The organism is Herbidospora solisilvae, assembly GCF_009901565.1.
GTDB lineage: Bacteria > Actinomycetota > Actinomycetes > Streptosporangiales > Streptosporangiaceae > Herbidospora > Herbidospora solisilvae.
The window spans coordinates 528,213-542,603 of record NZ_WXEW01000004.1 but is presented as its reverse complement, the minus strand read 5'-3'; the positions used below and the strand labels follow the sequence as shown (position 1 = coordinate 542,603).

At 69.7% G+C, this 14,391-nt stretch carries 13 protein-coding genes; 6 read left to right on the top strand and 7 right to left on the bottom strand.

All coding sequences use genetic code 11. The features are described 5' to 3' along the window. Positions 1-26: 26 nt before the first annotated feature. Positions 27-779, bottom strand: a complete 753-nt coding sequence (locus GT755_RS15895) for an SDR family NAD(P)-dependent oxidoreductase (RefSeq protein WP_030450810.1) — start codon at positions 777-779, stop codon at positions 27-29. A 65-nt stretch (positions 780-844) separates the two neighbouring features. Further along, positions 845-1,108, bottom strand: a complete 264-nt coding sequence (locus GT755_RS15890; protein ID WP_161480470.1) for a hypothetical protein — start codon at positions 1,106-1,108, stop codon at positions 845-847. 283 nt (positions 1,109-1,391) lie between these two features. On the opposite strand from GT755_RS15890, the gene recA reads away from it, so the two are divergent. From recA to cqsA, 6 genes are all read left to right on the top strand, one after another. Next, a complete protein-coding gene (recA, locus tag GT755_RS15885) occupies positions 1,392-2,489 on the top strand; it encodes a recombinase RecA (RefSeq protein ID WP_161480469.1) in 1,098 nt (365 codons plus the stop codon). An 891-nt stretch (positions 2,490-3,380) separates the two neighbouring features. Next, positions 3,381-3,737: a hypothetical protein gene (locus tag GT755_RS39575; RefSeq protein WP_235966817.1), complete on the top strand. Its 357-nt coding sequence runs from the start codon at positions 3,381-3,383 to the stop codon at positions 3,735-3,737. Further along, a complete protein-coding gene (locus GT755_RS39570) occupies positions 3,719-4,198 on the top strand; it encodes a regulatory protein RecX (RefSeq protein ID WP_407929412.1) in 480 nt (159 codons plus the stop codon). The genes GT755_RS39575 and GT755_RS39570 overlap by 19 nt, the downstream gene beginning before the upstream one ends. An 885-nt stretch (positions 4,199-5,083) precedes the next feature. Then, positions 5,084-6,718, top strand: a complete 1,635-nt coding sequence (gene rny / locus GT755_RS15875) for a ribonuclease Y (protein ID WP_161480468.1) — start codon at positions 5,084-5,086, stop codon at positions 6,716-6,718. Between the two features lie 552 nt (positions 6,719-7,270). Next, positions 7,271-8,056, top strand: a complete 786-nt coding sequence (locus tag GT755_RS15870) for an alpha/beta fold hydrolase (RefSeq protein ID WP_235966698.1) — start codon at positions 7,271-7,273, stop codon at positions 8,054-8,056. Between the two features lie 150 nt (positions 8,057-8,206). Then, on the top strand, positions 8,207-9,349 hold the full coding sequence (cqsA, locus tag GT755_RS15865) for an alpha-hydroxyketone-type quorum-sensing autoinducer synthase (protein ID WP_161480466.1): 1,143 nt from the start codon (positions 8,207-8,209) through the stop codon (positions 9,347-9,349). An 8-nt stretch (positions 9,350-9,357) separates the two neighbouring features. Here the strand turns inward: cqsA and GT755_RS15860 are convergent, their stop codons facing one another. Genes GT755_RS15860 through GT755_RS15840 form a run of 5 tightly spaced genes read right to left on the bottom strand, consistent with a single transcriptional unit; the run spans position 9,358 to position 14,387 of the window. Then, on the bottom strand, positions 9,358-11,169 hold the full coding sequence (locus GT755_RS15860) for a S9 family peptidase (protein WP_161480465.1): 1,812 nt from the start codon (positions 11,167-11,169) through the stop codon (positions 9,358-9,360). A 41-nt stretch (positions 11,170-11,210) separates the two neighbouring features. Then, entirely contained in the window at positions 11,211-11,945 is a 735-nt protein-coding gene (locus tag GT755_RS15855; RefSeq protein ID WP_161480464.1) for a type 2 periplasmic-binding domain-containing protein, read from the bottom strand. A 53-nt stretch (positions 11,946-11,998) separates the two neighbouring features. Next, entirely contained in the window at positions 11,999-12,853 is an 855-nt protein-coding gene (locus GT755_RS15850) for an amino acid ABC transporter permease (protein ID WP_161480463.1), read from the bottom strand. After that, positions 12,850-13,518: an amino acid ABC transporter permease gene (locus GT755_RS15845; RefSeq protein WP_161480462.1), complete on the bottom strand. Its 669-nt coding sequence runs from the start codon at positions 13,516-13,518 to the stop codon at positions 12,850-12,852. Before GT755_RS15845 ends, GT755_RS15850 begins: the two co-directional genes overlap by 4 nt. Positions 13,519-13,577: 59 nt before the next feature. Next, positions 13,578-14,387, bottom strand: coding sequence for a glutamate ABC transporter substrate-binding protein (locus GT755_RS15840; RefSeq protein WP_161480461.1), 810 nt, complete (start codon positions 14,385-14,387; stop codon positions 13,578-13,580). Positions 14,388-14,391 lie beyond the last annotated feature (4 nt).

Here is a 14,391-nt window from a genome sequence, read left to right as displayed (position 1 = left end):
CGTGATCGCCAAGTCTGGCACTGGTCTCAGACGATGAGCCCGCCGGTCGCCCGCAGGTTCTGCCCGGTGATCCACTGTGAGTCGGGCCCGGCCAGGAACGCCACCACGTTGGCGATGTCGGCCGGTTCGCCCAGCCGCCGCAGGGCGGTCTTGGCGGTGATCCCGTCGAACGTCTCGTCGGCGCTCGCCCCCGACGACTCGCGCATCAGCTCGGTGTCGGTCACCCCGGGCGAGACCGCGTTGACGGTGATCCCGCGCGCGCCCAGCTCCCGGGCGGCCACGGCGGTCAGCAACTCAAGCGCGGCCTTGCTGGCCAGATAGAGCGACAGCCCCTCGGCGGGCGCGCGGGTGCCGAACGACGAGATGTTCACGATCCGCCCGCCCGCGCGCAGAATGCGGGAGGCCGCCTGGATCGCCAGGAACGGCCCTTTCGCGTTCACGCCCATCACGCGGTCGAAGTCGTCGGCGGTGGCGTCGATGATGCGCCTTATCGGGTTGATCGCCGCGTTGTTGACGAGGATGTCGAGGGCGCCCAGCCGGCGTACCGTCTGCTCGAAGAGCAGTTTCACGTCGTCGGGACAGCCCATGTCGGCCCGCACCGCGTGAGCGGTGCCGCCGAACCTGGCCACCTGCGCGACGACCTCTTCGGCCGCGGAACGGTTCTCGTTGAAGCTGAAGACCACATGGGCGCCTTCACGGGCCAGTTTCTGTACGACGGCCCGCCCGATCCCCCGCGAACCACCGGTCACCAGAGCCGCCTTCGCCTCCAGTGCGCCCATGTGTCATCTCCTCACCGCGTGGGGCTCAACGGATCAGCGTGCCACACAATTGTGGAGAAGGGGTGTCAAGCGGCCTGAGAGAGCAGTTTCCCGAGGGTGTCGGCGGCGACGTCGGGATCGGCGGCGTCCTCCTTCCCGTCGGGCGCCCAGAGGAACAGCCACCCCCCGGCCGACTGGGTGGCGAAGACGATCGTCTGCCGGTTCGTACGGGGATGCCAGATCCACAACACGGGCTCGCCCCCGCCGAGCATCCGCCCCTGGAGCCCTCGCCCCGGAAGCCGTTCGGCGAGCGCCTCAAGGAGAGTACGGCGTTCGTTTTCGGTCGACACGGCGCCGCCTTCTCACTCGCGGTTCTTCTGGCTGATTCGCCCGTCTCCTCCAGGATCGCCGCAGGTCAACGGCATGGCAACACCCTGATCACAATGCCCGGGAATGTGACCTTCCGGATGGGTTCCCTTTCCTGAACCGATGGCCCGTTCGAGGTGTGATCGAACAGCCGTTCGGCTATATTTGTGCTGCCGCCCTGGAGGCAGCGTCTCCAGAAAATGTCAGTGGCACCCCATAGCGTTCCGTTGACCGGAACAACCCACGACCCTCACAGGGGGCACCCCAATGGCAGTGAACGACCGCGACAAGGCCCTCGAGACCGCCCTCGCCCAGATCGAGCGGCAGTTCGGCAAGGGCTCCGTCATGCGCCTCGGCGAAGACGCGCGCGCCCCCGTCGAGGTCATCCCGACCGGCGCGATCGCCCTCGACGTCGCCCTGGGCATCGGCGGCTTCCCCCGCGGCCGGATCGTCGAGGTCTACGGCCCCGAGTCCTCCGGTAAGACCACCGTCGCCCTCCACGCCGTGGCCAACGCCCAGCGCCAGGGCGGCATCGCCGCGTTCATCGACGCGGAGCACGCCCTCGACCCCGAATACGCCAAGAAGCTCGGCGTCGACGTCGACGCCCTCCTGGTCTCCCAGCCCGACACGGGTGAGCAGGCCCTGGAGATCGCCGACATGCTGATCCGCTCCGGCGCGATCGACATCATCGTCATCGACTCGGTGGCGGCCCTGGTGCCCAAGGCCGAAATCGAGGGCGAGATGGGCGACAGCCACGTGGGTCTCCAGGCCCGCCTGATGTCCCAGGCCCTCCGCAAGGTCGCCGGCGCCCTCAACAACACCGGCACCACCGCCATCTTCATCAACCAACTCCGCGAGAAGATCGGCGTCATGTTCGGCTCGCCCGAGACCACGACCGGCGGTAAGGCGCTGAAGTTCTACGCGTCGGTCCGCCTCGACGTCCGCCGCATCGAGACCCTGAAGGACGGCACCGAGCCGGTCGGCAACCGCACCCGCGTGAAGGTCGTCAAGAACAAGATGGCGCCGCCTTTCCGCACGGCCGACTTCGACATCCTCTATGGCTTCGGCATCAGCCGCGAGGGCGGCCTGATCGACATGGGCGTGGAGCACGGCTTCGTCCGCAAGGCCGGCGCCTGGTACACCTACGAGGGCGACCAGCTCGGCCAGGGCAAGGAGAACGCCCGCAACTTCCTGAAGAACCACCCCGACATCGCCAACGAGATCGAGAAGAAGATCAAGGAGAAGCTCGGCGTCGGCCCCCGCCTCGACGCCGCTCCCGAGACCCCCGCGGTCCCCGTCGCCGCCCCGGCCCCGACCGGCCGAGGCTCGAAGGCGTCGGCCACCCCCAAGCCGGGTGACGTCTGACCGATCCGGTGCGACCTTCCGACTCCTGGGACGACGACCGGGGCGCCTGGGGCCGCCCCGGGTGGCCGTATGACGACGACCGATGGTCCGACGAGCGCGAGTCCGAGCCGGCGGGCTGGGGCTTCCCGGATTCGCGCTCCGAGTGGACGTCGGGTGGTTCGGCGTGGTCGGAGATCGACCTGGAGGCGGTACGGGGAGACGGCGGGTCATGGCCGGGCGGCGCGTTCGGCGACGATCCGACCGTGGATGAGCCTGACGGCTCAGCATGGTCGGAGACCGGCCTGGAGAGGGTGCGCCGCGATGGCGGGGTGCGGCCGGGCGGCGCGTTCGGCGACGATCCGGCCGGGGATGGGCCAGACGGCTCGGCGTGGTCGGAGACCGGCCTGGAGACGGTACAGGGAGACGGCAGGGTACGGCCGGGTGGCGCGTTCGGCGACGATCCGGCCGGGGATGGGCCCGACGACTCGGCTTCCGATGAGAACGGGCGGAGTGCCTCGGTTTCCGGCCGCCGCGAGTCTCCGGATGACCAAGAACAAGAGCGTGGGGGATTCGGCCGATCGCCTGAGGGCGGCGGATCAGTGTCCGGCGACTCCAGGGCTGAGGTTTCTGGCCGCAGTCGGGAGCGCCGTGTCGGTGGCCTGCCCGGTGACGAGGAGCAACGGGGAGAGTCGTCGCGCGCGTCTTCCAGGGAAGTAGGCCAATCGGGTGGGCCGCATCATGCGGATCCGTTCCCCGGTGGTGAAGGGCGCGATGGCGTGGCGGGCTCTTCGGATTCCCGCGCGATCTCGGAAGATCACCCCAATCCACTTGACTGGGGTGGCCTGCCGGATGAGGAACCCTCCGGGCGTGGCCGACGTGGGCGCCGGTCCAAGACCGGCAGAGGAGGCCGGCGTGCCCCACGCCGTGACGACTTCAACGGCGGCGACTCTGTCGAAGGCGATGGGCTCTTCGGGAGCAACGGAGTCGGCGGCGGCGTTGCCGACGGTTTCGGTGGCCGCGGCTCTCGTGGCGGCGTTCGCAGGGGTTTTGGTGGCGGTGACTCCGGTGGTGGCGTCGGCGGTGGTTTCGGCGATGGCGACTCCGGTGGTGGCGGCGCTTTTGGTTCCGGTGGCTCCAGTGTTGATGGCGGAGGAGGCGGCTTCGGTGACGGCGGTTCCCGGGGTCGGTCGAAGCGGCGGGGGCCGTTCTCCGAGGAGCAGAGTTCCGATCCTGAAGCGCGGGCGCGCGGGATCTGTCTACGGCTGCTGACCCTCGCCCCTCGGACACGGGCCCAGCTCGCCGAGGCCTTGCTGAAGCGGGAGATCCCTGCCGAGGTGGCCGACCGGGTTCTCGAACGGTTCTCCGAGGTCGGGCTGATCGACGACCAGGCGTTCGCCGCCATGTGGGTGAGCTCGCGCCACCACGGGCGAGGGCTCGCGCGCCGCGCGCTGGCGCAGGAGCTGCGGCATCGCGGGGTCGAGGAGGAGATGGTCAAGGAGGCCGTCGAGCAACTCGATCCCGACGAGGAGGTCGAGACGGCCCGGCGGCTCGTCGCCCGGAAGCTGGGCTCGACCAGGGGCGCCGATCCACGCGCCCGGACGCGCAAGCTGGTCGGCATGCTCGCGCGGAAGGGCTATCCGGCGGGGCTGGCGTTCCGGATCGTCAGGGAGGCACTGGAAGCCGAGGGGGAGGAGGCGTCCGACGAGGGCGGTTACCTGGATTCTCCGTGAGGTCTCGGTGCGGGCCCGGCGTGGTCTCCGCGCCCTGGCGAACCGGCCGCCCAATCCGTTCGCTATGCCTCTGGCTCCTGTGCCCTTTACGCGCTCTCCGCGGTCGGTTCCTGCGGCTAGTTCTATCGGGTTTGGTCTGTTCGGCCAGCCGGTCGGCTGTTCCGCCCTGTTGCTGCGCTCGACCAGACCGCTGGTACGCGCCGTAGGGAAGCGGATGGTCGATTGTTGTGGTTGTTTCATCTGTTCGGGCAGTCATCGGCCTTTCTGCTTGGTCGTCCTCGATCAGATCGCTGGCGAGGGTGGCTGGGAGGCGGACGGTCGGTTCCCGCGGTCCGTTCTTGCCGTCGGCCCCTGTGGTGAGCCCCTGTGACCGGGTCTGGCGTTGGGAGCCATGGTGCCTCGCGGCCGAGCGCAGTCAGCTCGTCCCGTTCGGGGTGTCTGGGCGCATCCGGTCCCCGCGTGTCTTGACGCCGAGTATGACCGCCCCCGTGCTGAAATGATCCTGATCGCATTTCCTGGCCCCGTCTAGGCCCTCGTCATACCGCCGTCTTCGCGGCATCCAAGGCGCATCGCTCATGACGTACCGAAATGGATCAAACCCGTTCCGTCATCGGGTGCCCCGTCCGGCTCGTCCGGAAACCGGGAAATGATGATCGAGAAAAACTCGCCACCTGCCGCGTCTTTGCTTGCTCGTTACCCGAATGACGCTTAACCTCGACCGCAGTGAGGAGTTACTCCGCGCAGCGCGGATTGCCATAACGGTGAACCACGGCCCCGATCGTTTCGGGGTACGAATATATGCCCTGGTGGTGCCACCAGGTCTCTTCGTGCTGTGCTGGTGACCCCTTGTCGGCTTGACGCTAGAAGGGGTGGGTGCGCGTGGACATGACGATCGTGATCGTGCTGGCAGTGGCGGTGCTGCTGCTTGCCTTCGCGGCGATTGCGGCCCTCCTGATCATTTTGCTCCGGCGTACCGCCCCGAAAGAGCTCGGTCCGAGTCAGGAGCAGCTTGACCAGATCCGCTCGGAGCTCAGCGAGAGCCTCCGGGAGAAGGAGCTGGAGAGGGCGCGCGAAGAGGCGGCGGAGATCCGCGACAAGGCCGAGAACGACGCCGGGGAGATCATCCGGAGGTCCGAGGCGCTCGTCGAGGGGGCGGCGCTGATGCGGCGGGAGGTCGAGGAGGAGGCGCGCGTCCTGAAGAACGAGCTCAAGGAGCTGCGGGCCGACCTCGAACGGCGGGAGAGCCGGCTGGCGGAGCGGGAGCGGCGGCTCGACGAAGAGGGGCGCGCGCACATCGAGCGGGCCGGGAGGCTGGCCGAGACCGAGACCGAGCTGGCCGATCGGCGGGCCGAGCTCGACAAGCTGGGGGAGCAGCGGCGGGAGATCCTCGAACGGCTGGCGGGGCTGACCGCCGACCAGGCCAAGGGCGAGCTCGTCAAGGAGATCGAGAACCAGGCGAAGCGCGAGGCGGCGCTGATCGTCCGCGAGATCGAGAGCGACGCCCGCAAGGAGGGCGAGAAGCGGGCCTGCAAGATCGTGACGCTGGCGGTGCAGCGGGTCGCGACGGAGCAGACGGCCGAGTCGGTCGTCAGCGTGCTGCACCTGCCCGGTGACGAGATGAAGGGGCGCATCATCGGGCGCGAGGGCCGCAACATCCGGGCCTTCGAGTCGACGACCGGGGTGAACCTGATCATCGATGACACGCCCGAGGCGGTGCTGCTGTCGTGTTTCGATCCGGTGCGCCGCGAGACCGCCCGGCTGACGCTCGAGAAGCTGGTCCTCGACGGGCGCATCCACCCGCAGCGCATCGAAGAGGCCTACGAGCGCAGCCGCGCGGAGGTCCGGGACCTGTGTGTACGCGCCGGTGAGGACGCCCTCGTCGAACTCGGCATCACCGAGATGCACCCCGAGCTGATCACCCTCCTCGGGCAGTTGCGCTACCGCACCTCCTACGGCCAGAACGTGCTCAAGCACCTCATCGAGTCGGCCCACATCGCCGGCATCATGGCCTCCGAGCTGCGCCTCGACCGCGACCTCGTCAAGCGCTGCGCGCTGCTCCACGACATCGGCAAGGCCCTCACCCACGAGGTCGAGGGCAGCCACGCCCTCATCGGAGCCGAGATCGCGCGCCGCTACGGCGAGCACGACGACGTCGTCCACGCCATCGAGGCGCACCACAACGAGGTCGAGGTGCGCACCGTCGAAGCGGTTCTCACCCAGGCCGCCGACGCGATCAGCGGCAGCCGCCCAGGGGCGCGGCGGGAGAGCCTGGAGGCCTACGTGAAGCGCCTGGAGCGGCTGGAGGAGATCGCCCAGGCCCACGAGGGCGTGGAGAAGGTCTTCGCCATGCAGGCGGGCCGCGAGATCCGCGTGATGGTCCGCCCCGACAACGTCGACGACATCCAGGCCCAGGTCATCGCCCGCGACGTGGCCAAGCAGGTCGAGGAGGAACTGACCTACCCGGGCCAGATCCGCATCACGGTGGTCAGGGAGTCGAGGGCGACCGAGTTCGCCCGCTGACCCGAGGGGCGACCGGCGGCTGAGTGCGCGCCGACTGAAGGTTTCAGTTTCCGACCCGGTGCGGCGCCCGCCAGACGGAGCTGAAGGCATCCGTAATGCGGAACCGTTGGGGCGTCGACCCCGGCTGAGCCGGTGAGGTAGAACATGCGAGTCATCGGCCCGGCGAATCCGGAAGTCCTCAGTCGGCGAGGTACTCAGCCCGGCTGAGCGCGAGGGTCTCAGTTCGTGAAGTGGGAGACCTGAGCCGCTGGACATGGGCTCAGGCGAACTTAGGGCCTCGGTTCGTGGCTTCGTGCTGGTTCCGCTCCGCAAGAGCTGCTCGCCGTCGTGGTCCCCGGCCGCTCATGGTGTGCGTCGTCGCTGGTGAGAGGGCTCTTCTTTCGTTACGGCTCCGCCCACCCATCCACCCGAGTGACCGTGGCCGAGTGAAGGGGGCGCGTGGCGGGCTCCGCAGATTTCGTACAAAGACTACGAAGACCACCTGATTCGCCGTCCCCGTAGTCCGGCTGACGATGAGCGGGTCATCACGACCCAAGGAGCATGATGTCCCGCTTGTTGAAATCGCTCATGGCCGCCTTCCTCTTGGCCGGCCTGACCTTCGCCGCCCCCGCGCAGGCCGTCGTCACGCCCAAACCGAAGCCCACGATCGTGCTGGTCCACGGGGCCTTCGCCGACTCCAGTGGCTGGAACGACGTGGCCGGGCGGCTGATCGCCAAGGGCTATCCGGTGATCGCCTTCTCCAACCCGCTGCGGGGGCCGGTGGCCGACGGGGAGTACCTGCGCCTGTTCCTGTCGACGATCGAGGGGCCGGTCGTCCTCGTCGGGCACTCCTACGGCGGGGCCGTCATCTCCAACGCCGCCACCGGCAACCCGAACGTGAAGTCGCTGGTGTACGTCGCCGCCTACGCGCTCGACGAGGGCGAGAGCGTGTCCGACGCGAACCACCTGGCCGGAGGCGAGACCGAGGTCACCAACCATCTGAAGGTCAAGCCCTTCCCCGGCGCGCAGGGCGGCGACCAGGACGCCTACATCGACCCGGCGCACTTCCACCGGCTGTTCGCCCAGGACCTGCCCCGCGGCGTCACCGCGGTGATGGCGGCGACGCAGCGGCCGGGTGCGCTGGGGGCGCTGGTGACCGCGTCGGGGCCGGCGGCCTGGAAGACGATTCCGAGCTACTTCGTGGTCGCCAAGCAGGACAACATCATCCCGACGGTGGCGGAGCGGGCGATGGCCAAGCGGGCCAAGGGTGTCATCGTCGAGATCAACAGCTCGCACGTGCCGATGATGAGCCACCCGGACACGGTGACCTCGCTGATCGTCAAGGCCGCCGCGCGCTGACGCCCGGCCGTGAGGGCCCGCCTGCCAGGCGGGCCTTCCGTGCTTGCTGGGGCGATCTTGACCCGTCCCGGGTGGCATTCGATACCCGGCGCGTTGTATCACTCTGTGTTGTTGAAAGATCACTTTCCGGCTCAGAGAAAGCTTGGTGCGATGACCACGTCTTCCCAGCCCGCCGCCGCTCGTGTCCGGGCCCGGGTCGAACGGTTCCACGAGGTCAGGGTGGCCGGGGAGTGGGGTGGCCGGGAGCTCCTCTTCGGACGGGCGCCGGAGGCGGACGACGTCCTGGTCAACAGCAACGACTACCTGGCCCTGGCCGGTGACGACCGGGTCGTCAAACGCATCGCCGACAGCCTGGCCGACGGGTACGTCCAAGGCGGCCACGCCCAGCTCGTCCTGGAACGGGATCTGGCCGCCCACATGCACGCGCCCGCCGGGGTGCTCTGCCAGTCGGGATGGGACGCGAACCTGGGCCTCCTGCAGGCGATCGCCGACGCGCACACCCCCGTGTACGTCGACCAGATCGCCCACATGTCCCTCGCCGCCGGGGCGCGGCTGGCGGGCGCGCCGCTGCGTGTGTTCCGGCACAACGACCTCGACCACCTGCGGTCGCGGATCGACCGGCACGGCCCCGGGATCGTCGCGGTCGAGGCCCTCTACAGCACGAACGGCAGCCACTGCCCCCTGCCGGAGATGTGCGACCTGGCCGAGGAGACGGGCTGCGTGCTCGTGGTCGACGAGTCGCACTCGCTCGGCACGACCGGTCCGCTGGGCGCCGGGATGGTCGTCGAGCTGGGCCTGGCCGACCGTGTCCACTTCCGGATCGCCAGTCTCTCCAAGGCCTTCGCCGGGCGGGCCGGGTTCGTCACCACCACCGACCCGGCCTTCGTGCCCTACTTCCGGCTGGAGTCCTTCCCGGCCGTGTTCTCCTCGGCGTTGTTGTCGCACGACGTGGCGGGCCTGGCGGCGACGCTGGAGGCCGTGCGGACCGACGAGTGGCGGCGCGACCGGCTCCACCAGGTGTCGGAGTGGGTGCGCGACGAGGTCGCGGCGCTCGGCTTCGACCTGGAGGGTTCGGCGAGCCACATCGTGGCGCTCCAGACGGGGACGGAACGGGCCACCATCGAGGTCCGCGAGCTGCTGGAGGAGCACGGCGTGTTCGGCTCGGTGTTCGCGCCGCCCGCCACGCCCCGCGACCGTGCGCTGGTCAGGTTGTCGCTGCACGCGGGGCTCGGCGACGACGACGTCGACCGGATCATCGCGGCCTGCGAGGTCGTGCGCGACCGCTGGAGCTGATCCTCGGCTCAGCCGAATATCTGCAGGTAGAACGAGAGCTCCGCGGCGAGGGCGGCGGTCTTGGTCTCGATGCGGCGGAACCCGTGGGCCTCGCCCTCGAAGGCCAGGTAGGTGCACGCGACGCCGCGCGCGGTGAGCGCCGCGACGAAGGTCTCGGCCTGTGACGGCGGCACCACCGGGTCGTTCTGTCCCTGCAGCAGCAGGAGCGGGCAGTCGATCTCGCCGACCCGCGCCAGCGGTTCGCGGCGTGACCCGTCGGGGCCGCCGAGCCAGTCGGCGTACTGGGACTCGAAGTCGTGGGTCGCCTCGCGGAGGGGGCCCAGCGAGGTGACGCCGGCGATCGACACGCCGCCCGCGAAGACGCCGGAGGCCGCGCAGGCCGCCAGGACCGTCCACCCTCCGGCGCTGCCGCCGCGGATCGCGATGCGATCGGGGTCGGCGTGGCCCGAGAAGGCCAGCCATTCCGCGGCGGCGATCACGTCGTCGACGTCGACCACGCCCCACTGGCCGCGCAGCTTCTCGCGGTAGGCGCGCCCGTAGCCGGTCGACCCCCCGTAGTTGACGTCGAGCACGCCGATGCCGCGGGTGGTGAAGAAGGCGCGGGCCAGGCTGAGCTCGGTCGTCACGTGGGCGGTGGGGCCGCCGTGGGCGAAGACCACGAAGGGGCACGGGCCGGTCGCGTCGAGGGGGGCGTAGAGGTAGGCGGGCACCCGGTGGTCGATCATCACCTCCGCCGGACGGGGCAGGTAGGCGACGTCGGGGAGTTCGGCGATGTCCCGGCGCAGGCCCTCGACCCGGCCGGTCACCGTGTCGACGCGGACGACCGAGCGCGGCACGTCCCAGCCGTAGCCGAGGCCGACCAGCATGCGGCCGTCGGCCGACAGTTCCGGGTAGAAGCCGTCGTAGGGCACGTCGAGGTCGGTCAGCACGCCCGACTCGACGTCGAGCACGCCCAGCCGCAGGTTGCCCTGCCCGTGCAGGACCGCCAGCCGGTCGTGGCCGAGGGGCACGTAGGGCCGTCCGCCGAGTTGCCACAGCGGGCCGGCGAACTCCTCCTCGGCGGGGTAGAGCGCGCGGGGCGAGGTGCCGAACATGCCGATCTGGTAGATGTTCCACCAGCCCGACCAGTCGGACACCAGGTAGAGGTTGCGGTCGTCCTTCCACGCGGGCGCGAGCACCGACTCGGTCTGCCCGCCCTTGACCGTCCACGACGAGCCGTCGTCGATGCGGGTGACGCGCAACTCGGTGCCCACCCACGGCATGCGCGGGTGGTTCCAGCAGATGTAGGCGACGTGCTCCCCGTCGGGGGAGACCGTGGGGGAGGCGTAGAAGTCGGCCCCCGAGGCGAGGACCGAGACCGACCCGTCGAGCGAGACGGCCACGACGGCGCGTTCCACCTTCCCGTCGTCGTGGTGGCGTTCCTGTACGCCGAAGATCCGCCCGTGCGCCCAGGAGAGGTCGGCGTAGCGGCAGTCGCCCTCGTCGGTGATGGCGCGCGGCGTTCCGTCGGAGATCAGGTAGAGCCGCTGGTCGGAGTGTTCGGCGAAGACGACCCCGAGTTCGGGGATGACGAGGTGGGACCGTCCGCCGTATTCGTGCACCCGCGTCCGCGCGTCCCAGGGCGCGGGCAGGATCTCGCGCCGCCGCCCGTCGGCGGCGCGGTGGACGACGGTCCGGCGGCCGTTCTGGGCGGGCCGGTCCTCCTCCCACCACACCTCGTCGCCGATCACGGTCGGGAAGCCGAGGTTGAGGCCCGACCGGGCCACGTCGGCGGTGGATATGCGGGCGGCGTACGGCAACGGCGTGCGCTCGGGGAGCATGGACGGCATCCTGCCCGAACCCGGCTGGAGATGTCGTGCGGTTAGCGCTTTTCCAGGGCCGGCGGCATCTCGTATTGGGTGGCGAGCTCGCCCAGGTAGTCGATGACGGCCCGGTGCCACGAACCGTCGTCGTACATCCGGCGCAGCGCGTCCTCGATCTCGTCGCGCCACGACTCGGTCCGCTCCGACAGGCCGATGCCGTAGCGTTCCTGCGCAAGGGGGCGTCCGACCAGCCGGAACCGGCCGGGATACTGGGCCGACAGGCCGGCCAGCACGGGCGCGTCGGCGATGATGGCGTCGGTGCGCCGGTCGGCCAGCAGCGGCCCGCACGCCGCGGGCACGTTGGCCTCGGCCAGGTGGGCGGCCCGCCACTCGGCGCCGAACCGGCCGGCCAGGCCGAGGGTGTCGGCCCGGGTGCCGCACACCAGCCCTCCGGCCAGCTCCTTGAGCGACCGGTCGCGGTCGCGGGCCCGGACCAGGATGTCCTTGGCCGCGACCAGGTAGGGGCCGACGTACGGCTCCCGCGCGGGCCCCATCACCAGGTCGGCCGAGTCGAGATCGGTGGTGTACCGGATCTGGTCGCTGCGGTAGCCGAGATGCCGGGCCACGTAACGGGCCACGGCGATGTCGAAACCGGACCAGCCGCCGCCGGGCAGCATCTCGGCCAGGCCGGGCTGGCCCGCCCGGACGCCGATCAGAAGGCCGGTGCCCGAACAACCCGTGAGCCCGGCCGCCATCGAGAGGGCCGCGATACCCGCGGAGACGACGCGCCACACGGGATCAGGATGAGATCTTGATCGCCGATCTCGGCGAACCGACACGTAAAGGCCTACCCAACGCCGACCGACTGGGGGGCCTCGACGGGCTTGATCGTGGTCTTGCGGCTGCGGCGGGAGCGGCGTTCCAGCCAGTTGGCGAGCAGTCCGACCAGGACGTTGATGATGATGTAGATGATCGCGACGACGATGACCGCCGGGATCAGGTTGCGGAAGTTCGCGGGCAGGATGCGGGCGCCCGCGTTCAGCAGGTCCTCGAACGCCACGATGAACCCGAGCGCGGTGTCCTTGAGCAGCACGATGAGCTGGCTGACGATGGCCGGCATCATCGCGGTCACCGCCTGCGGCAGCAGGATCAGCCGCATGACCTGCCCCTTGCGCAGCCCGACGGCCAGCGCGGCCTCGGTCTGGCCGCGCGGCAGCGACTGGATCCCGGCCCGCACGATCTCCGCCAGCACCGACCCGTTGTAGAGCACCAGCCCGAACACGACGGCCGTGAACGAGGTCACGGTGAGCCCGAGCACGGCCGAGCCGCCGTACTGGGCGAAGAAGATCATGATGAGCAGCGGGATGGCGCGGAAGAACTCCACGACCGCCCCGGCGGGCACCCTGATCCACCTGTGCTCCGACAACCGGGCGATGCCGAACACGAACCCGAACGGCACCGCGATCAGCGCCGCCACGGCGGCGGCCGACAGCGTGTTGAGCAGGCCCGGGATGATCAGGTTCACCCACACGTCGCCCTGGAGGAACGGCTCCCACAGGGCCGCGTCGAACTGGCCCTTCTCGTCGAACTTCAGGTAGGCGAAGTAGAGCCCGGCCAGCAGGGCGGCGGCGAAGACGAAGGTCAGGATCCGGTTGCGCAGGATGCCGCGCGGGCCGGGGGTGTCGTACAGGACGGTGCTCATCGGACCACCTTCAGCCGTCGGGACAGCCAGCCGAAGAACAGGCCGGTGGGGAGGGTGAGCACGAGGAAGGCCAGCGCGAACCCGAAGAAGATCGCGACCACCGAGTCCTGGTGCCGTTCGAACAGCGACTTCATCGTCAGCGACGCCTCGGCCACGCCGATCGCGGCGGCGACCGTGGTGTTCTTCGTCAGCGCGATCAGCAGGCTGCCGAGCGGCGCGATGATCGCCCGGAACGCCTGGGGCAGCACGATGAAGCGCAGGTTCTGGGTGAACGTCAGCCCGAGCGCCCGCGCCGCCTCGGCCTGGCCGACGGGCACGGTGTTGATGCCCGACCTGATCGCCTCACAGACGAACGCGGCCGTGTACGCCGACAGCCCGATGATCGACAACCAGAGGTAGTTGACAGACAACGACTCGGAGAACGACACGTCGAGCACCAGCCCGAGGCCGAGCCCGCAGAACACGATCACCAGGGTCAGCGGCGTGTTCCGCAGCGTGTTGACGTACACCGTGGCCACCCCGCGCAGCACGCCGAACGGGCTGACCCGCATGGCGGCCAGGACGGTGCCCAGCACCAGCGCCGCCGCGGCGCTGGCCAGCGTGAGCCGTATGGTCAGCCAGAACGCGCCCAGGATGACCGGGAACTCTTCGACGAGGGCGCCCACGCCCCCACCTCCCCATGAGAAACGGCCCTCCCCGAGGGGAGGGCCGGGAGCCGGTCAGATCAGTACTTCTCCACGGCGGGCGGGGTCGCGAAGTTGGGGGCGAACTCGCCGAAGTTCGTGTCGACGGCCTTCTTCCACGAGCCGTCGGAGAACATCTTCTCGATGGCCGCGTTGACCTTGTCGCGGGTCTCCTTGTCGTCCTTCTTGAGGCCGACGCCGTACTTCTCCTCGGAGAAGACCTGCCCGACGAGGCGGAACTTGCCGGGGCTCTGGGCGGCGAAGCCGGCCAGGATGGTGGCGTCGGTGGAGATCGCGTCGACCTGGCCCTGCTCCAGCAGCGGCAGGCAGGCGCCGTAGCCCTGCTGCTCGGTCAGGTACTGCGCCTTCCACTCCTCGCCGAACTTCTCGACCAGGCGGGCCGGGGAGCTGGAGCCCTGGGCGCCGCAGACCTTCTTGGTCTGCAGACTGTCCTGGCCGGTGATCGAGGTGTCGTCGGCGCGGGTCAGGATGTCCTGGCCGGTGACCAGGTAGGGACCGGCGAAGGAGATGACCTCCTTGCGCTTGTCGGTGATCGAGTAGGTCGCCACCACCATGTCGACCTGGCCCTGCTGGATGAAGGGCTCGCGGTTGGCCGACACGGTCTCCTTCCACTCGATCTGCTCAGGGGTGTAGCCAAGCTCCTTGGCGATGTAGGCGGCGACGTCGACGTCGAAACCCTTCACCGAACCGTCGGTCTGCTTCAGGCCCAGGCCGGGCTGGTCGAACTTCACGCCGATGACGAACTTGTCGTCGCCACCGCTGCACGCGGTCAAGGACGCCGCCAGCGCGGCGGCGGTCATCAGGAGGGCACCAATTCGACGGACACGCATGACA

Coding starts and splice junctions, on each gene's coding strand:
- recA (WP_161480469.1), top strand. CDS start 1,392: ATGGCAGTGAACGACCGCGACAAGGCCCTCGAGACCGCCCTCGCCCAG.
- GT755_RS15860 (WP_161480465.1), bottom strand. CDS start 11,169: ATGCTCCCCGAGCGCACGCCGTTGCCGTACGCCGCCCGCATATCCACC.
- GT755_RS15895 (WP_030450810.1), bottom strand. CDS start 779: ATGGGCGCACTGGAGGCGAAGGCGGCTCTGGTGACCGGTGGTTCGCGG.
- cqsA (WP_161480466.1), top strand. CDS start 8,207: ATGACCACGTCTTCCCAGCCCGCCGCCGCTCGTGTCCGGGCCCGGGTC.
- GT755_RS15840 (WP_161480461.1), bottom strand. CDS start 14,387: ATGCGTGTCCGTCGAATTGGTGCCCTCCTGATGACCGCCGCCGCGCTG.
- rny (WP_161480468.1), top strand. CDS start 5,084: ATGACGATCGTGATCGTGCTGGCAGTGGCGGTGCTGCTGCTTGCCTTC.
- GT755_RS15850 (WP_161480463.1), bottom strand. CDS start 12,853: ATGAGCACCGTCCTGTACGACACCCCCGGCCCGCGCGGCATCCTGCGC.